This is a genomic window from Faecalibacterium sp. OM04-11BH, from assembly GCF_003482185.1.
In the GTDB taxonomy this organism is placed as follows: domain Bacteria; phylum Bacillota; class Clostridia; order Oscillospirales; family Ruminococcaceae; genus Faecalibacterium; species Faecalibacterium tardum.
Genome location: NZ_QULS01000008.1, coordinates 65,536 through 84,455 on the forward strand (window position 1 = coordinate 65,536; position 18,920 = coordinate 84,455).

At 58.6% G+C, this 18,920-nt stretch carries 15 protein-coding genes and 3 tRNA genes; 6 read left to right on the forward strand and 12 right to left on the reverse strand.

The features are described from left to right. Positions 1–134: 134 nt before the first annotated feature. The 4 genes from nifU to DXB44_RS08555 form a co-directional block, all read right to left on the reverse strand. Entirely contained in the window at positions 135–578 is a 444-nt protein-coding gene (gene nifU / locus DXB44_RS08540; RefSeq protein WP_015537288.1) for a Fe-S cluster assembly scaffold protein NifU, read from the reverse strand. A gap of 2 nt (positions 579–580) precedes the next feature. Further along, positions 581–1,798 carry a cysteine desulfurase family protein gene (locus DXB44_RS08545; protein WP_118658419.1) on the reverse strand — a complete coding sequence of 406 codons (1,218 nt, stop codon included), beginning with the start codon at positions 1,796–1,798 and terminating at the stop codon, positions 581–583. A 132-nt stretch (positions 1,799–1,930) separates the two neighbouring features. Then, positions 1,931–2,371 (reverse strand): hypothetical protein, encoded by a 441-nt coding sequence (locus DXB44_RS08550; protein WP_005922940.1) that lies wholly within the window; start codon positions 2,369–2,371, stop codon positions 1,931–1,933. 310 nt (positions 2,372–2,681) lie between these two features. Further along, entirely contained in the window at positions 2,682–3,005 is a 324-nt protein-coding gene (locus tag DXB44_RS08555) for a rhodanese-like domain-containing protein (protein WP_055186843.1), read from the reverse strand. Between the two features lie 132 nt (positions 3,006–3,137). Here DXB44_RS08555 and DXB44_RS08560 point away from each other — a divergent pair, with 132 nt between their 5' ends. The 5 genes from DXB44_RS08560 to DXB44_RS08580 all read left to right on the forward strand — a co-directional run bounded on the left by DXB44_RS08560 (position 3,138) and on the right by DXB44_RS08580 (position 5,840). Beyond that, positions 3,138–3,608: an Rrf2 family transcriptional regulator gene (locus DXB44_RS08560; protein WP_055186842.1), complete on the forward strand. Its 471-nt coding sequence runs from the start codon at positions 3,138–3,140 to the stop codon at positions 3,606–3,608. 67 nt (positions 3,609–3,675) lie between these two features. Continuing rightward, positions 3,676–3,751 (forward strand) — tRNA-Trp (locus tag DXB44_RS08565). Positions 3,752–4,242: 491 nt separating this feature from the next. Beyond that, positions 4,243–4,319: transfer RNA gene (locus tag DXB44_RS08570), tRNA-Asp, on the forward strand. Positions 4,320–4,322: 3 nt separating this feature from the next. Next, positions 4,323–4,398 (forward strand) — tRNA-Thr (locus DXB44_RS08575). Positions 4,399–4,622: 224 nt separating this feature from the next. Then, entirely contained in the window at positions 4,623–5,840 is a 1,218-nt protein-coding gene (locus tag DXB44_RS08580; RefSeq protein WP_118658420.1) for an iron-containing alcohol dehydrogenase, read from the forward strand. A gap of 223 nt (positions 5,841–6,063) precedes the next feature. Here the strand turns inward: DXB44_RS08580 and cysS are convergent, their stop codons facing one another. From cysS to DXB44_RS08620, 8 genes are all read right to left on the reverse strand, one after another. Further along, complete coding sequence (gene cysS / locus DXB44_RS08585) at positions 6,064–7,461, reverse strand: cysteine--tRNA ligase (RefSeq protein WP_005922944.1); 1,398 nt, start codon at positions 7,459–7,461, stop codon at positions 6,064–6,066. Positions 7,462–7,966: 505 nt separating this feature from the next. Then, a complete protein-coding gene (pflA, locus tag DXB44_RS08590; protein ID WP_118658421.1) occupies positions 7,967–8,719 on the reverse strand; it encodes a pyruvate formate-lyase-activating protein in 753 nt (250 codons plus the stop codon). Beyond that, positions 8,706–10,958, reverse strand: coding sequence for a formate C-acetyltransferase (gene pflB / locus DXB44_RS08595; protein WP_118658422.1), 2,253 nt, complete (start codon positions 10,956–10,958; stop codon positions 8,706–8,708). The genes pflA and pflB overlap by 14 nt, the downstream gene beginning before the upstream one ends. A gap of 579 nt (positions 10,959–11,537) precedes the next feature. After that, entirely contained in the window at positions 11,538–11,996 is a 459-nt protein-coding gene (locus tag DXB44_RS08600) for a hypothetical protein (protein ID WP_118658423.1), read from the reverse strand. Positions 11,997–12,000: 4 nt separating this feature from the next. After that, entirely contained in the window at positions 12,001–13,038 is a 1,038-nt protein-coding gene (locus DXB44_RS08605; RefSeq protein WP_118658424.1) for a lysylphosphatidylglycerol synthase transmembrane domain-containing protein, read from the reverse strand. Positions 13,039–13,425: 387 nt separating this feature from the next. Continuing rightward, positions 13,426–15,030 carry a glycosyltransferase family 4 protein gene (locus DXB44_RS08610; protein WP_118658425.1) on the reverse strand — a complete coding sequence of 535 codons (1,605 nt, stop codon included), beginning with the start codon at positions 15,028–15,030 and terminating at the stop codon, positions 13,426–13,428. 34 nt (positions 15,031–15,064) lie between these two features. Then, positions 15,065–15,859 carry a hypothetical protein gene (locus DXB44_RS08615; protein WP_118658426.1) on the reverse strand — a complete coding sequence of 265 codons (795 nt, stop codon included), beginning with the start codon at positions 15,857–15,859 and terminating at the stop codon, positions 15,065–15,067. A gap of 65 nt (positions 15,860–15,924) precedes the next feature. Then, entirely contained in the window at positions 15,925–17,040 is a 1,116-nt protein-coding gene (locus tag DXB44_RS08620; protein WP_118658427.1) for an acyltransferase, read from the reverse strand. A 402-nt stretch (positions 17,041–17,442) separates the two neighbouring features. On the opposite strand from DXB44_RS08620, the gene DXB44_RS08625 reads away from it, so the two are divergent. Then, entirely contained in the window at positions 17,443–18,894 is a 1,452-nt protein-coding gene (locus tag DXB44_RS08625) for a class I adenylate-forming enzyme family protein (RefSeq protein WP_243111097.1), read from the forward strand. The last annotated feature ends 26 nt before the right edge of the window (positions 18,895–18,920 follow it).

Sequence of the window (18,920 nt, forward strand, 5' to 3'; positions counted from 1 at the left end):
GCGGAAAACGATTTGATTTTTTGGGGTTCAGAAACGCCTGCGGGCGTTTCTGAACCCCTTTTCTCACAAGTGGGGACGCAAAAAAGGACACCGCACGAAGCGGTGTCCTCTTTTTGCTTATGATACTGTCAGAATCAGTTGCCGCAGCTCTCGCAGTGCTCGCAATCCTCTTCCAGCTTGCCCACGATGGGTTCCGGATCGATGCCCTGACGGCGGTAGTAGTCGGACAGAGCAGCCTTGACGGCCTGCTCGGCCAGAACAGAGCAGTGCACCTTGACCGGGGGCAGACCTTCCAGAGCCTCCACAACGGCCTTGTTGGTCAGCTTCAGCGCCTCGTCCACGGTCTTGCCCTTGATCAGGTCGGTGGCCATGCTGCTGGTGGCAATGGCTGCGCCGCAGCCAAAGGTGAGGAACTTAACGTCCACGATCACATTGTTCTCAATTTTCAGGTACATGCGCATGATGTCGCCGCACTTGGGATTGCCCACTTCACCCACGCCGTTTGCGTCAGGCAGCTCACCTACGTTGTGCGGATTTGCGAAATGCTCCATGACCTTGGCACTATACATACTTGCCATAATTACTGTTCTCCCTTCAGGCTGAACTGGCGGGCCTTGTTCTGACCCTGCAGCCACATACAACTCATAGCGCGGCGGCGGGGGATGACCTCCTCCAGCACGTCACACAGATATTTTGCTTCTTCCATGGTGTTCTGCGGGCCAAAGGTGAACCGCATGGAGCCGTGGCCGATCTCCTCAGGCACGCCGATGCTCAGCAGGACGTGGCTGGGGTCCAGACTGTCGGAGTTGCAGGCAGAGCCGGTAGAGGCGCAGATGCCGTGCATATCCAGATCCAGCAGGATGGTCTCGCCCTCCAGACCCGGGAAGCTGATGTTCACATTGTTGGGCAGACGGGGTGCGCGGCCGCCGTTCAGGCGGGCTTCCGGGATGTTCTTGAGGATGCGGTCGATGACGTAATCGCGCAACTCGCTCTCGTGGGCCATGCGCTCATCCAGATGCGCCGTGGCGATCTCCAGTGCCTTGCCCATGGCAGCAATGCCGGCCACGTTCTCGGTGCCTGCACGGTGGCGGGCCTCCTGACTGCCGCCATCGATCAAGTTCTGGGGCCATACGCCCTTACGGCAGTACAGTGCACCCATGCCCTTGGGGCCATTGAACTTGTGGGCGCTCATGGACAGCATATCCACGCCCAGCTCCTTCACATCCACGGGGATGGCACCCACAGCCTGCACCGCGTCGGTGTGCATCCAGACACCGTGCTTGTGAGCGACCTCGGCAATCTCCTTGATGGGCTGGATGGTGCCGATCTCGTTGTTGGCCATCATAATGCTGACCAGCGCGGTATCGGGACGGATGGCAGCTTCCACGTCCTCGGGACGGATGTAGCCCTCGGCGGTGGGCTTGATATAGGTCACTTCAAAGCCCATGCGCTCCAGCGCAGCCATGCTGTGCATGATGGCATGGTGCTCAAAAGCGCTGGTGATGAGGTGCTTTTTGTTCTGGCGTGCCTTGGTAAAGGCAGTGCCCTTCACCGCCCAGTTGTCGGCCTCGGAGCCGCAGCTGGTAAAGAAGAGCTCAGCCGGACTTGCATTGATGGCCTTTGCCACCTGCGCACGGCCGGTGTCCACAAATTCCTTTGCCTCGTAGCCGATGCTGTAATGGCTGCTGGGGTTGCCGCAGGCACCGCTCAGGGCTTTGACCATCATTTCCAGTGCCTCGGGAGCACAGGGAGTGGTGGCAGCATTATCCAGATAAACCACTTTTTCCATGTTTTCCATAGGAATGATCCTTTCTTATGAACGCGTCTGCAGGAGCCTTGAATGCCCTGTGCAGATGCGGAATCCTTTCAACGGATAAGTTATACCATATCATTCCCTAGTATGTCAATATGAATACTGGATTTTCGTGATTCAGTCACCTTTTTTGCCCTTTCCGGTCAGCTTGCCCAGCGCTACCTTCCACTTGGGGTAGCCCCAGCGCTTATCCTCGGCAAAGTCGTCTGCCAGCTTCCACGGAAAGATGCCGCCGTCAAAGTACAGGTTTCCGGCTTCGTCCACCCGGTCCAGCTTTTTGGGCAGATAGCTCTCGTCGTAATAGCTCTTGCGGCGGTCCGGCAGTACCCAGTGCAGCGTGCCGTCCTCATCCATGCCGGACGCCCACACGCCGAACACAAAGGTGGCAGCCTCGCCGTAGCAGTGCTGCTCAAAGCGGATAGCGCCATCGTAGTAGAACTTGATGACCTCCAGCGTGCCGGATTCCTTTTTGCCGTCCCGCCCTAAGGTAGGACGGTAATCCTGCTGGTAACGGCAGCCGCAGTGGCTGCCCGCGAACTCTTTTGCATGGAACGACATGGCATGGTTTCCTTTCTGTTGTGGTTTTTGCGCTTCTTATTTAATAAGCGGCTTTTTGGCGGGACGATTTGGAATATCCTTCGCTGCGTTCTGGATATTTTTAGCGGAATTGGATTTTTTATTTGAGCATCTGAAAAGCCTGCGGGCTTTTCAGATGCTCTTTTTCACGAGTGGAGGGCGCCGGTTTTCTAAGCCCCTTTTGTGAAAATGCGTTTGGAGCGGCCCGCAGGCCGCGACAAACGCGAAATAAAAATAAATTTTCCGCTATTTATGCCCAGAGCGTAAGCGGAGGGCATTTCAATGGTTTTCCTTAAAAATGCCCCTCAAAGTCGCCCTCGATCTCGTAGGGCCAGCTTAAAATGCCGCCAAGGTCCCGCAGGTTGGTGTAGCCAAGGCTTTCCAGCTTCTGCACGGCATCGGCGCTGCGGCGCCCGGTGCGGCAGTACACCAGCCACAGGGCGTTTTTGTCCGGCAACACCTCGGCGGCACGGTCGATGACCTGCCCCAGCGGCAGCAGCTTTGCCCCGGGGATGTGCCCCACGGCGTATTCGTCCGGCTCGCGCACATCCACGGCGACAGCCTTGCCGGAATCCAGCAGACGGATAGCGTCTGCTGCGGTGATCTTCTCTGTCATACTCTCACTCCTCAAAGATAGGTTCTGTTCCATCCTATGATAGCAGACCTTTTTTGTTTGCACAAGAGGTTTGTCCTTTGCAAAATCCGAGTAACGTGCTATACTATGAAATACAGCAAGGAGAGGACTACCATGAAATTTTCCACCAAGAGCCGCTACGCCCTGCGCCTGATGGCGGAGCTGGCGCGCTATGCGCCGGGCACCACCGTCAGCCTGAAGGAGATCAGCGAGCGGCAGAATCTGAGCCTGAAATATCTGGAGCAGATCGTCACCCCGCTGGCGCGGGTAGGGCTGGTCAAGAGCGAGCGGGGCAGTCAGGGCGGCTACCGCCTGACTAAGGATGCTGCCGACTACACCGCCGGCGAGATCCTGCGCGCCATCGAGGGCAGCGTGGCGCCCATTCCGTGCCTTGGCAGCGTGACCAACGAGTGCCCCATGTCCGAGCAGTGCTTCACTCTGCCGTTCTGGGCGGGGCTGGACGAGGTGATCAACCAGTATATCGACAGCGTTACGCTGGAGCAGCTGGCAAGCCAGCTGCCTGCGCTGGATTCCGCCGCGCAGGAGAGCTGCTGCAGCTGCGGCGGCACGAAAAATGAGAAATAAGTAAAAATAAGGCTTGACATTCCCCTTTGCATCGGCTATAATAATCAAGCATTCAGCGAATGTATATAGGGGTATAGCTCAGCTGGTAGAGCAGCGGTCTCCAAAACCGCGTGCCGTGAGTTCGAAACTTACTACCCCTGCCATGACGCACAGGTTCTTCGGAACTTGTGCGTTTTGTTTTTTGAACCCTCTCAGGCGCTCCCGCGCCAGCTCCCCCGAAGGGGGAGCCAAGCCGTAAAGTTTAGCACTAAAGCATTAGGCGCAATGAGAAAGTTTTCGGCAGTGCTCTTGCCTCTCCCTTTGGGAGAGGTGGCATCGCGCAGCGATGACGGAGAGGGCGCACGCTGTTAGCCCAGTTGCTAAAGTATCAAACGCAATAAGAAACTTTATCTCCACCTCAAAAAGCTCCCCCTTTCGGGGGAGCTGGCGCGCCGTCAGGCGTGACTGAGAGGGTTAAGGCTCCCTCTCTGAGGGAGCTGGCAAAACCGTCAGGTTTTGACTGAGGGAGTCCGTTCCTACGCCGCTTTTGCAAAAAATTGCATTTTCCGCAAATTTGTGCTTGACAACAGGCCGACTTTCCGATATAATAGAGCACGTTCCCGCGGTAAGACGCCGCACGAACTTGAGCGATCATGGCCCGGTAGCTCAGTTGGTTAGAGCACCAGCCTGTCACGCTGGGGGTCGTCGGTTCGAGCCCGATCCGGGTCGCCATTTGCTGCTATAGCTCAGTTGGTAGAGCGCATCCTTGGTAAGGATGAGGTCTCCAGTTCGAATCTGGATAGCAGCTCCAAAGGCAAGCACCTCGAAGTCTTAGGACTTCGGGGTGTTTTTTTGCGCTTTTTCAGGGCAGGGAAGCTGTTGCATCCTACTGCTTGTGGAAACCGCCCAAAATAGAACGACTTTTTCTTCCGGTACGTCAATTGAAGCTACCTCTGAATTGTTATATAATTAACATAATAAATAAAAATACGGCACAGCGCTGCGTGTGCCGTACTATTTTTGGAGGTTTACATTATGGCTCGTTTTACTTTGCCCCGTGATCTGTACCATGGCAAGGGCGCTTTAGAAGCGCTGAAGTCCTTTACCGGCAAAAAGGCAATGATCTGCGTCGGCGGTGGCTCCATGAAACGCTTCGGCTTCTTGGATCGTGCGGTGGAGTACCTGAAGGAAGCCGGCATGGAAGTGGAGCTGTTCGAGGGCATCGAACCCGATCCTTCCGTGGAGACCGTCATGCGCGGTGCCGAGGCCATGCTGAAGTTTGAGCCCGACTGGATCATCGCCATGGGCGGCGGCTCTCCCATTGATGCTGCCAAGGCCATGTGGATCAAGTACGAGTACCCCGAGATCACCTTTGAGGAGATGTGCAAGGTGTTCGGCATCCCGCCGCTGCGCCGCAAGGCACACTTCTGCGCCATTTCCTCCACCTCCGGCACTGCCACCGAGGTGACCGCTTTCTCCATCATTACCGACTACCAGAAGGGCATCAAGTACCCCATCGCAGACTTTGAGATCACCCCGGACGTGGCCATCGTGGACCCCGATCTGGCTGAGACCATGCCCAAGAAGCTGGTTGCCCACACCGGTATGGACGCCATGACCCACGCTGTGGAGGCTTATGTTTCCACCGCACACTGCGACTACACCGATCCTCTGGCCATCTTTGCCATCCGCATGATCCAGGGCGATCTGGTGGACAGCTACAATGGTGATATGTCCAAGCGCGACTCCATGCACAACGCCCAGTGCCTTGCCGGTATGGCCTTCTCCAACGCTCTGCTGGGCATCGTGCACTCCATGGCACACAAGACCGGCGCTGCCTTTGCAGACTACGGCGCACACATCATCCACGGCGCTGCCAACGCCATGTACCTGCCCAAGGTCATCGCCTTCAACGCCAAGGACCCCGAGGCCAAGAAGCGCTACGGCGTCATCGCGGACGAGATGAAGCTGGGCGGCGCAAACGATGACGAGAAGGTCAAGCTGCTTATCGAGTACCTGCGCGGCATGAACGACGCGCTGAACATCCCCCACTGCATCCAGCACTACGGCCCGGACTCCTACCCCACCGAGCAGGGCTTTGTGCCGGAGAAAGTGTTCCTGAAGCGTCTGCCCGAGATCGCCAAGAATGCCATTGCCGACGCCTGCACCGGCTCCAACCCCCGCCAGCCCAGTCAGGAGGAAATGGAGAAGCTGCTCAAGTGCTGCTACTACGACACCGAGGTGGATTTCTGATCCGTCCTTTCTTTAGTGCACCTCCCCTAGCGCCAAAAGCCCCGCAGAGCATACCGCCCTGCGGGGCTTTTGCTGGTTTCGCCTGCATTCTCCCGTGAAAAAGGGACACCGGAGCGTCCGCAGACGCTCCGGTGTCCCGAAAATTTAAATCATTCTTCCGCTGAAAATGGCCAGAGCAGCGCGGAGGCCATTTAAAATGGTCCTCCCGCCAGCTGAGCAAAGCTTACAGCTTGCTCAGCTGGGGACCCTGTGCGGTGTCCTTCACAGCCCAGCCCAGTTCGGTCAGCTGTGCGCGGATGGCATCGGCGGTGGCCCAGTCCTTGGCCTTCTTGGCGGCAGCGCGCTTCTCTACCAGCTCGGTCACCTCGGCGGGCACTTCGTCCTTCTTGCGGTTGTACAGCAGACCCAGCACGCCGGTGATCTCGTCAAAGGCGGCGGCAGCGGTCTCCAGTGCAGCCTTGCTGGAAGCAGCGGACAGGGTGTTGATCTCCTTGACCAGATCAAATACGGCAGCCAGCGCATCCGGGGTGTTCAGGTCGTCGTCCATGGCGGTGCAGAACTTGGTGCGTGCCTCGGCGGCCTTTTCCTTCAGGGTCTCGTCGGTGCCGAAGTCGGTCTTGCTCAGGGCAAAGTCCAGATTCTCGCGGCAGGTGTACAGGCGCTCCAGACTGTTCTTGCAGCTCTCGATGAGGTCCACGGTGTAGTTCAGGGGCATGCGGTAGCCGGCGGTCAGCATGAAGTAGCGGATGGGCTCGTAGCCGTAGAGGTTTGCCACATCCCGCACGGTAAAGAAGTTGTGCAGGCTCTTGGACATTTTCTGGTTGTCCACGTTGATAAAGCCGTTGTGCATCCAGTAGCGGGCAAACTCACAGCCATTGGCGCACTCGCTCTGGGCGATCTCGTTTTCGTGGTGGGGGAAGATCAGATCCTGACCGCCGCAGTGCAGGTCGATGGTCTTGCCCAGATGGGTGCGGCTCATGGCGCTGCACTCAATGTGCCAGCCCGGGCGGCCCATGCCGTAGGGGCTTTCCCATGCCGGCTCACCGGGCTTTGCAGCCTTCCAGACGGCAAAGTCGGCGGGATCTTCCTTCAGATCGTCCTCCATGCGGCTGCGCAGTTCGCGGTTGCCGCTCTCCAGATCGTCCAGATTCAGGTGGCTCAGCTTGCCGTAGCCGGGGTCGCTCTTCACTCGGAAGTACACATCGCCGTTCTTGGCAACGTAGGCGTGGCCGGAGTCGATCAGATCTTTGACGATATCGAGGATCTGGGGGATATGCTCGGTAGCGCGGGGCTGCACAGTGGGCTTTTCGCAGTTCAGCCCGGCGGCATCCTTCAGGTACTCGGCCTCAAAGCGCTGGGCCACCTCCTTCATGGAGGTGCCCTCTTCCTGCCCCTTCTTGATGAGCTTATCGTCGATATCGGTGATGTTGGAAACGTAGATCACCTTGTTGCCCCGGTATTCCAGATAGCGGCGCAGGGTGTCGAACACGATCAGCGGGCGTGCGTTGCCAATGTGGATATAGTTGTACACGGTGGGGCCGCAGACGTAGATGCGGTATTCGCCGGGCACCTGCGGCACAAATTCTTCCTTCTGTCGGGTCAGGGTGTTGAAGATCTGCATGGTCAATTCTCCTTTTTGTTCCAAACAGAAGCCGCAAAACAAAACGCCCCCGGAGCGGTGCACAAGGCACAACTCCGAAGGCGGTTTTAAAATCAAAATCGCGGTTCCACTTCTGTTTGTCGCTCAAAGCCGGTAACGGCGGCGCACCGCACGGCGATACTTCCCCGCAGGGGTTCCCGCCGCGTGCTGTCCGGGCGCACTTTGCGCGGCGGTCTGCAAACAGGCTTCCAGCCAGCGGCCTGTTCTCTCTGCGCAGACGGTGTGCGGCGCTACTCTGCCCGGATAAACGCATTTATCCTTTTACCCCTTTATTATAGCGGTGCGGTGCAGGGAAGTCAAGGAGGAACAAAGAACGATTCAGAATGCCCGCCGCGTTGCTCTGGGCATCCTCAGCGGAAGAATTATTTTAAATTTCGGGATATCGGAACGCCTGCGGGCGTTCCGATATCCCATTTTCACGGGAAGGGCGCAGAGCGAAGCGGAGCGCAATCAAAACGGTGGTGCTTTACCCGGGATACCGGCTCACTTCCAGCAGTTCTTCTGCCCGCTTTACCTGCTCTGCCGTGGGCGGTACAGCGTCCGGCAGGGGATAGGGGATGCCCAGCTTCTGCCACTTGAACAGCCCTAAGGTGTGGTAGGGCAGCACCTCCACCCGCTGCACCGTTTTCAGGCTGCGGATAAAGTCAGCCGTTTTGCGCAGACCCTCCTCATCGTCGGTCAGACCGGGCACGAGGACGTGCCGGATCCACAGCGGGATGCCGAGGTCGGAGATGTGCCGCGCCATGGCAAGGATGTTGGCGTTGTCCTTGCCGGTGAGCTGCCGGTGGCGCTCCGGGTCGATCTCCTTGAGGTCAAGGATCACCAGACTGGTGCACGCCATCAGGCGGTCGAACGCGGCAAGATACGCCGGGTCGTCTGGGCGGAAGGGCTGCCCGGCGGTGTCCAGCGCCGTGTGCACGCCCTTGGCGCGTGCCAGCGTGAAGAACTCAGTCAGGAAATCCATCTGCCGCAGCGGCTCGCCGCCGCTGACCGTGATGCCGCCCTTTTTGCCCCAGTAGTTGCGGTAGCGGTATACCCGCTGGAACAGTGCTTCCGCCGTCCACTCCTCGCCGCCCTCTGCCCATGTTTCGGGGTTGTGGCAGTACTTGCACCGCAGGGCACACCCCTGCAAAAACACCACAAAGCGCACGCCGGGGCCGTCCACCGAGCCGAAGGATTCCAGTGAGTGGACGTACCCAAGGGTCTTACAGGACGCCATGGCAGGTACGGGCCAGCACGTCCAGCTGCTGCTCACGGGTCAGGTCGATGAACTTGACAGCGTAGCCGGAAACGCGGATGGTAAAGTTGGCGTACTCTTCCTTCTCGGGGTGCTCCATGGCGTCCAGCAGCTTCTCCTTGCCAAAGACGTTCACGTTCAGGTGGTGTGCGCCCTGATCGAAGTAGCCGTCCAGCACCTGCACCAGATTCTCCACGCGCTCGTCCTCGCTGTGACCCAGTGCCTCGGGGTTGATGGTCTGGGTGTTGGAGATGCCGTCCAGCGCCCAGTGGTAGGGCAGCTTTGCCACAGAGTTCAGCGAGGCCAGCAGGCCGTTCTGCTCGGCGCCGTAGCTGGGGGTAGCGCCGGGGGCAAACGGGGTGAAGGCGGCGCGGCCGTCCGGCAGAGCGCCGGTGTACTTGCCGTACACCACGTTGGAGGTGATGGTCAGGATGGAGGTGGTAGCCTCGGAGTTGCGGTAAGTGTGGCGCTTCTTGATCATCTCAAGGAAGGTCTTGAGCAGCCACACGCCGATCTCGTCGGCGCGGTCGTCATCGTTGCCGTACTTGGGGAAGTCGCCCTCGGTCTCAAAGCCGGTGGCAAGGCCGTTTTCATCGCGCACCACCTTCACCTTGGCGTACTTGATGGCGCTCAGGGAGTCGATGACGTGGGAGAAGCCTGCAATGCCGGTGGCAAAGGTGCGGCGCACATCGGTGTCGATGAGTGCCATCTCGGCCTCCTCGTAGTAGTACTTGTCGTGCATATACTGGATGAGGTTCAGCACGTTGACGTACAGCCCGGCCAGCCAGTCCAGCATCTGCACATACTTGGGCAGCACCTCGTCATAGGTCAGGTACTCGCTGGTGATGGGGGCGTAGTTGGGGCCGCACTGCTCGTGGCTCTTCTCGTCCACGCCGCCGTTGATGGCGTACAGCAGGCACTTGGCAAGGTTGGCGCGTGCGCCGAAGAACTGCATCTCCTTGCCGGTCTGGGTGGCAGACACGCAGCAGCAGATGGAGTAATCATCGCCCCAGACGGGCTTCATCACATCGTCGTTCTCGTACTGGACGCTGCTGGTGTTGACGGACACCTTGGCGGCGTACTTCTTAAAGGCCTCGGGCAGGGCAGAGGAGTACAGTACGGTCAGGTTGGGCTCCGGTGCGGGGCCCATGTTTTCCAGCGTGTGCAGGAAGCGGTAGCAGTTCTTGGTGACCATGCTGCGGCCATCCATGCCGATACCGCCCACCTCCAGCGTCGCCCACACGGGGTCGCCGGAGAACAGCTGGTTGTAGCTGGGGATGCGGGCAAACTTGACCATGCGGAACTTCATGACCATGTGGTCGATGAGCTCCTGTGCCTGACTTTCGGTCAGGATGCCCTTGTCCAGATCGCGCTGGATATAAATGTCAAGGAAGGTGGAGATGCGGCCCACGCTCATGGCGGCACCGTTCTGGGTCTTGATGGCGGCCAGATAGCCGAAGTACAGCCACTGGCAGGCTTCCTTGGCGTCCTTGGCGGGCTGGGAGATGTCGTAGCCGTAGGCTTCGGCCATCTTCTTCATGCCCTTCAGGGCGCTGATCTGGCGGGCGATCTCCTCGCGCAGACGGATGACGTCATCGGTCATGGTGCCGTCGCCGCAGTTGGCAAGATCCTCCTGCTTGAACTGGATCAGTGCATCGATGCCGTACAGGGCAACGCGGCGGTAGTCGCCCACGATGCGGCCGCGGCCATAGGTGTCCGGCAGACCGGTGATGATGTGGGTGTGGCGTGCCTTCTTCATCTCCGGGGTGTAGGCATCGAACACGGCCTGATTGTGGGTGCGGGTGTAGTCGGTAAAGATCTTGTGCAGCTCGGCAGAGGGCTGGTAGCCGTAGGTGGTGCAGGCCTGCTCTGCCATCTTGATGCCGCCGTAGGGCATAAAGGCGCGCTTGAGGGGCTTGTCGGTCTGCAGACCCACGATCTGCTCCAGATCCTTCAGGCTTTCGTCAATATAGCCGGGGCCGTAGGAGGTCAGGCTGCTGACCACCTCGGTCTCCATATCCAGCACGCCGCCCTTGGCGCGCTCGGCCTTCTGCAGCTGCTGCAAAGCACCCCAAAGCTTATCGGTAGCCTCGGTAGGGCCGGCCAGAAAACTTTCGTCGCCGTCATAGGGGGTGTAGTTTTTCTGGATGAAGTCACGCACGTTGACCTCTTCCTTCCAGATGCGGCCTTCAAAGCCTTCCCACTGTTCAAACTGGATCATTGGAACCTCCTTGCTCCATTACGCAGTTAGCGTTTTCTAACTAATGAGCCTTTGAAAAACCGCTCTGTCTGGGCGGTTTTCTGGGGGCGAAACGGTCTTGCGCTGCCGTCTGCGGCAGCCCTTACTACAAGGTGTAGACAAAAATAAAAACCTGCCCACAAAATCTTGCGTTACTATAATAGCAAGAACCGTTTTAAAAAGCAATAGAAAACAAGTGGGTTTTCTTCCAGCGGAAAGGGCGTTCTTTGGGCAGAATGTAGAAAAACGGCAGAAACCCCGGCGGCGCGGCAACTTTGCGAAAAAATTTGCAAATTAAGGGTTGACAAGACTAACTGACTGTGGTATCCTGTTCTCGCAGCGGCGGTTAGCTAATTCTAACCGCGTTGCACCAGAAAAAAGGAGCGTCTGCAAGCGCTCCGCTCCATTCCTCCATTCCTTTCTCTTTTCTACGGGAAGCGGCAGCACGGTTTGCTCTGCTGCTTCCAGCGCGGCACTGGCTGTGTTTGGTACCACAGCCGACGCAAAGAAAACAAAAACGGGACGTGCAGCTTGACCACCTGCACGCCCCGATTTTTGTTTTTACTTCCCCAGCCCCACCAGTTGTTCATACAGCTGCGCTGCGCCGCCGCCGGGGTATTTTACGCTGACATAGACGCTGTTCAGGATGCACACGCCGTCAGAGTACACCGTCAGCAGAAACTTCTGGTTTTCGGCATCGTCATAAAAGCTGACGGTGACCGACTGCACCGGGAAGGTATCGTGGGTGTAGGAAGAATAGTTCTGATTCAACTTTTTGCGGCAGGAGACGGTGGAAAGCAATTCTGCCGTTTGTTGGAACGCTTCGCTGTCCATGGAGAGGAGGTGATAGTCCATGTCGTTTGTGCTGCCAAAATGCGCCACTTCCTCGGTGCGGAGCGTGCCCTGCGAGCTGGCGCGTACCAGTGCTTTCAGGTCGATGGGACGGTACAGCACCGCAAAAGCTGCCAGTGCAAACAGGATAAAAAATAAAGCGGTGCGGGGAATGTGGAAGCTTTTCATCCGCTTACGCCTCCTTTGGCGGCTCCATTTGCGTCAAATGCCGCTGGGCGATGAAGAAGCCCACGGCACTGGCGGCAAATACTACATAATAGCTGGCGATGCGGTAGAGCATCAGCACGCTCATCACCTCGCCCTGCTCCAGAAAGCTGCCGAACACCAGCAGAAAGGCTGTTTCGATCGAGCCCATTCCGGCCACATTAGGCAGAGCGTTGGAAACGAAGAGCATCAGGCTGGTGAGCAGCTGCACCTGCCAGAAGCCCAGCGGCGAAAGCCCCATGAACCGGATGCACAGGTAGGGCAGGCAGAACAGTCCGAACAGCTTGAGTGCCTGCAAGGCAAAAATTTTCAGGCAGCGGGGCTTATCTGCCAGCAGGCGGCGGCTCTCGGTGCCCAGCACTTCCAGCTGTTCCAGCCAGTCGGAGCGGCGCTGCTGCCACTTTTCGGTCTTGGGCAGAAAGCCCAGCAGCCAGCGGGCGAGGTTTTGCACCAGTGGCGAAACACATAGCAGCACCAGCGCCACAATAATCACCGCTACCACAGCGTATGCCATGGGCAGATAGCGCATGACGCCGGTGGTGTTGGCGGCAAGCCAGCGGTGCTGCAACAGCAGCATCACGGTGGCGTACAGCAGCACGGTGGTCTTATGGAAAACGTATTCCAGCGTCATCAGTCCTGCGCCGGGACCCAGTGACAGCCCGGCCTTGTGCAGGTAGTACAGCTGCACCGGTACCGCACCGGCACCCAGCGTGACCACGTTGCCAAAGGTGCCGCACCAGCCCACATCCAGCCCCTGCCACAGCTTGAACTGCGGCAGACGGCTGCGCACGATGACCCATGCCACGCATCCTTCCAGCAGGGGGTAGCTGAGGCCGACCGCCAGCACCGCCAGCACCTGCCACACCGACAGCTGCGCCAGCGCCGTGGTGATCTCGGCCCAGTGATCCTTAAAAATGAACACGATGATGCAGGTAAGTGCCAGCAGCACCAGCAGAGAGAGCACAGTCTTTTTGCGGGAGGGCTGCTGTGCGGCGGCTTGGCTCATGGAAACAAAACTCCTTTCACAACCAGAAATTCTGGAACCAGTATAGCACATCTCCCGCCGCCCTTTGTGAACGGAAGCGGAACTTTGTTTTGCAATTTGGGGGATTTGATAAAATGAGAATCCGTTGCGGAGAACTTTCTCATTGCTGCTGCTATCATATACAATACGGTCAACAGCCTGCGCCCTCTCAGGCGCTCCCGCGCCAGCTCCCCCAAAGGGGGAGCCAAGCCGTTAAGTTCGTTGCTGAAGTTTTAAGTGTAATGAGAAAGTTTTCGGCAGTGCTCTTGGCTCTCCCTTTGGGAGAGCTGTCACCGCAGGTGACTGAGAGGGCGAACCTGCTAAAAAGCAATACCGGGCAGCGCGTGGCTACCCGGTATTGCTTTTTCATTATTCGTTCCCGTCTGTCAGCTCTTTTACCAGCCTTGTCAGGGTGGCTACATAGGATTCGTTGGAGAACTGCTGCTCGTACAGGCGGCGGCAGCTGTCGTGCATGGCGATCAGCGCTTCCGGGTGCTCGATGGCCCAAGTCAGCTTATCGGCCAGCTGCTGCGGGTCGTCGTCCTTGTAGAGGAAACCGTCCACGCCCTCGGTCACAAGCCCGGCGGTGCCGGTGTGCTCGGATACGATGGAGGGCTTGCCGAAGATCAGACCCTCGGTGACGAAGGTGGGCATGGGGTCATCCCGGGAGGCACACACCACGCAGTTGCACTGCTCCATCAGGGATTTGACCTCCGGGCGCTCCAGCCGCTTGCGGTAGAAAACGGTCTGGGGGTAGTCCCGCACCAGACTGTCCACGGCGCTGTACATTCCCTTGTCGGCGGCTTTGCCCACAAAGAGAAAGACGGCTTTTTCCCGCACCGCAGAGGGCAGCAGCCGGATGGCATTGCAGAAGATATCCGGACCCTTGCGGTGCTCCAGCGAGCCTACCGTTACAAAGAGGGGACGCCCCCCGGCAAAGCTGATGTCATAGCGGGGAAACTGCTCGGCGGCGTAGTCCGGCAGACCGTAGATCAGCTGCTCGATTTCAAAATCCGGCCGGATGGAGTGCATGGCGGCGGTGGCGTGGGAGCCTACGGCGCAGACATGGATATTTTTGCCCAGCGCCTTGGGGATGCTGTGAGAGATGAAGGGGTAGCCCGCAAAGGCATCGTGCAGCCACCACAGCACCGGCACAAAGGAGCCGTTCAGGGTGTTCACCACCGGGGCTTCCACCACCGTGTTGGCCAGCACAAGGTCTGCGCTGGTGGCCAGCCCCCACAGGGCGCTGGAAGTAACGCAGTCCGGGCGGGTGACCACAGCGGCCCCGGCATCCAGAAACAGCGGCAACGAGCCTTCGTCCGCCGGCCCCAGCACCACCACCTCAAAGCCAAGGTTGCGCAGCACCGGCACGGCGCTTACCAGCACGATGGGCGCGCCGGTCATGGTCAGCTCGTGGCTTAAAATCAGCGCACGGCGTCCCTTGGCGGAGAACACGTCGTCGGCGCACAGCTCCCGGCGGAAGTGCAGCAGTGCCTGCGGGATGCGGCAGCTGTGCTGCGCCATGGCATGGGCCAGACGCAGCAGCTCGGTAACGCTGTCCTTGCCCCGGGCGGCGGCGCGTACCTCGTCCAGCAATGCGCGGGACACCAGTGCGCAGCGGCTGCCGGGCAGGTGCTGAGTGCTCAGGTACAAGGCGGTAGCGCCGTCAAAGCCAAAGGAAGCATCGCAGACCGCAAGGTCTGCGCCCTCCCGCAGGGCGGCGGCAAAATAGGTCAGGGCGGTGGGGGTGCACTCCACATCCTCGCTTACCAGCAGCACCCCGGCCACAGCGGGGGTCAGCTCGCCCTCCAGCCGGGTCACCAGACGGAACTTGCGGTGCAGCTGGTTTTGCAGCGCCGTTTCCAGCGCCTTGTGACGCCCCGGCGCGTAGACCAGAAGATAGGTGCTCTGGGTATCGGTATAGACCTGCTTGGACAATTGCTTGCGTTGCAGGGTACTGTAACTGGTGTACATGATCCAACTCCTCCGGGCAGAATATCGGGCGGGCTCAGTGGCCGCGCAGCAGGGTCAGCAGCTTGCGCAGCGGGGCGGTCAGCCGCCAGCTGCTGCTGGCGCGCATATTTTCCAGCGAGACCTGATATTCGTGCTGGATGCCCTGCAGGGTCAGCAGCTGCTGGTTCAGCCGCATACACTCGGCGCGGCTGGCCTGCAATACCTCGGCTGCTTCCTGCGCAGCGGTGGCGTTTTTCAGCTTCAGGTCGTTCAGCGCCCGCAGCAGAGATTTGCCGGGCTGCTCGTGCAGAAAACGTCCCAGCGGGTAGTAGTGATAGTTCACCGCAAACTTCATGCCGGCACCAAAGCCGGTGGTGCAGTGCAGCGAAAGGTTGGGGTCTACGTCCAAAAACAGCAGGCTGTCCTCCTGCAATACAAGGCCGTTGACCGGCTGAAAGCTGATGCGTTCGTCCGAAATGGCAAGGTCAGTGATGCAGCAGGCCAGTTCGCCCGGGTCCAGCCGGACGGCGCGGGCGTCCTCCGGCAGAATAAAGGTGACCGATACCTCATGGGTCAGCTCATTATAGACATCCTCGGTGGCAATCAGGCATTCCCGGGGCGAAAAGCCGCTGCCGGTGTCATAGAACAGCTGCGGCAGGGTAAGGGTAATGTTTTCGGCCTCGGCGCTGTGCATGGAAAGCTCGGTCTGGCAGGTCAGCAGTTGCTGTTCCAGCTCCAGACAACGCTGCGCCAGCTGGGAAACACCCTCGTCCGAAAGCTTGAGCTGCTGCTCCAGCTCGGCAATGTGCGCCTGCAGGGCAGCAGGGGTCACGGGGGCATCGTGGTTCATAACGGGATCCTCCTCTTCCTTATCCTAAGATCGGCTGCGCCGCCGCAGCCGGAACATTCAGAATATCAGTGCCGTGGGGTGTAGTGTACCTGCGGGGTGTGCCGCCGGGCGGGGAACAGCTTGATGACCAGATCCCGCCGCCGTTGCAGCAGGGCACAGACAAGCCAGATGGAGCCCAGCGAAAGGACATATTGCAGGCAGATGCCCAAAACAGGGCGGTCGGCGTATTTCGCCGCGAACAGATACCACGGAATAGCGGTAAGCTCTACGGTATGTATGCAGAAGATGTACAGGGAGCGGCGGCCAATGGCCTCAAAAAAGCTTACCAGCGCGTTTCGGTGCCGGTTCAGCCGCAGAAACAGCCGGACGAACAGCAGGCCGGCAAGGCCGTCCAACAGGATGCTGATGGGGCCTAAGGTCCACTCTGCCATGGACACACAGTCGGTGATGCCGGTGGCAAAGGCAGCCGCCGGGATCAGCAGCACGGCTGCCCACAGGATGCAGGACATCCGGCGGGACAAGGGCTGATCCAGCCAGTGCTGACGCTTGGCAAGGTAACCAAGGTACAGGTACGGCGTGATCACCGCGCCTTGGATCAGGCAGAAGGGCAGTTCCCATACAAGGCTGGCACCCCAGCCCAGCAGGGCGCAGCCGCCCACCGCCCACGGGATGTACCGCTCCGGAAAGATGTTCAGGATAACGTCCAGCGCGATCCAGCCCATCAGCAGCGCCAGCAGATACCACATGGGCCCGCAGGAAAAGAACTCCTGCCCGAAGTAGGTAGCCGTATGGGGCAGACCCAGCAGAAAACCGCCCGCCACCTTGATGCTCTCGCTCAGGGAGCCGGGCAGGTAGTGAAAAGTCTTATAGTGAATGATAAAATGCAGCACCGTGGTGAACATCGCAGTGTAGCAAAAGGGCTTGAGCAGGCTTTTGAGCTGCTGGTGGATGCACTTGCCGATGGAGCGCTTGCGGAAGCCGTAGCCGCTGGCGATGAAAAAGGCCGCCATCAGCGTTTCGCGGTAGACAAAGACCAAAAAGGCGGTCAGCGACAGGCCGTTCGACAACTGAAGCGGATAAAGCTCCGCAGTGTGCCCCAGTACGATGGCCAGCATCCCTGCGCCCTTGAGCATATCAAACATCCCGATGGAGCTGACAGTGCGGGGCTTGGTTGTTTCCATGAAAGATTCCTTCCCTGCGCCGGACCAATACCCCTCAAGAAAAAAGCCGGATACGGCGCAAACGATCGATTTTTATACAGCATTGTCATGATATATGGCTAGTATAATGCTTTTTATAGAGACTGTCAATTTTGTTTTGCAGTCCGCATCATACCGGAACTGGTATTTTGCGCTAAAAATTGTAGCACAGGAACGGACAGATTGCAACGAAAGGTAGAATTTGGCCGAACCGCACCGAAAGATATGCAAGTAAAAATTGTCAATGCTGGAAATTAAATGTTGCAGAAGTATTGCATTGCACTGGAAGATATTGTATACTGGGCACAGTTGAGCGCCCGGGCTGCGCCCCGAAGGACGGAGCCGGACACTGGGCAGGACAAAATGCTTCGGGAGGGTAAAATTATGGTCACATCGCTGTATCAGTCACTTTGTAATATGGAAACGATCTATGCGGACCGCGTGGCAATCCGGTATTATGACGAGGCAAAACGGGGCGTAACGGAGGTGTACTACCGCCAGTATGCCCAGGATCTGCGCAGGTTCGTCAGCTTCCTGCGCAGTAAGGCAGGGGATGTCAAGGGGCAGCGGGTCGCGATCCTGGCCCGCAACAGCTACCACTATGTCATCTGCATGTACGGCACCGTGCTGGCGGGCGGTGTGGCAGTGCCGCTGAATATGGGCAAGAACTGGGACGAGATCCAGTACGAGCTGGATCTGGTGGAGCCGGTCTGTGTGCTGCAGGACGGTGAGTATCTGCAGTGGGAGCCTGCCCTGGCGGATGCCTACAGTGCAAAGCTGGAGCCGATGGATGCCTTTACCGCCTTTGCCCCCGCACAGGATGTAAAGGAAGTGGAAGATCTTGCCGCGATGGCCTTTATCATGTTTACCTCCGGCACCACCGGCCGCAGCAAGGGCGTTATGCTGAGCCAGAAGAACCTGTTTACGGCCATGCCCGCCTTCCTGAATCCGTTTGATGATGTGCGCAAGGCGACCGGCTGGGACACCGATAAGTTCTGCTCGCTGTCCGCGCTGCCCATGTTCCACATCTCGGCCATGACCAGCCTGGTATCCTGGAGCATTACCGGCCACTGCATCAACCTGTGCAACGACCTTAAGTATTTCTACCGCGATATCGGCGCGATGCACAGCGAGGTGATGGCTGTGGTGCCGGTGCTGCTGAAGAGCCTGTATAAGGATGTGATGAAGGGCCGCCGCGACCGCCTGAATGGCCTGTGCGTCCTGACCTGCGGCGCAGCCATGTTCGACCCCCAGATGCTCAAGGACCTGATGGACAAGGGCTTCTTTATTGCCCAGATGTACGGCATGACCGAGACCTGCGGCGATGGTGCCTGGAACTCCTCCCAAGAGGAAAAGCACCTGACCAGCGTGGGCCATGTGGACAACAGCTGCGAGTATAAGCTGGACGATGGCGAGCTGTGCATGCGCGGCACCCCCATCATGCTGGGCTACTATAAGGACCCCGAGGCCACGGCTGAGGTCATCGACAAGGACGGCTGGTTCCACACCGGCGACATCGCCCGGCTGGAAGAGGACGGCTATATGTACCTGACTGGCCGCAAGAAGAACCTGATCATTCTGGGCAGCGGCGAAAACATCAGCCCCGAGGAGTTGGAGGGTCTTGTGAAAAAATGCCCCGCCGTGCAGGAATGCATCGTGAAGGAAATGGGCAAAAAGATCGGCGCTGTGGTGTACTGCCCGCAGGACAAGCAGCAGACTGTGCAGGATCATATTACCGAGATGAACCGTACCCTGCCGCTGTATAAGCGCATCGGTGTGGTGGAGTTCAGTGCAGAGCCGCTGCCCCGCAACGCCACGGGCAAATTGCTGCGCTGAGTATAAAACAAACAGAACAAAACAGG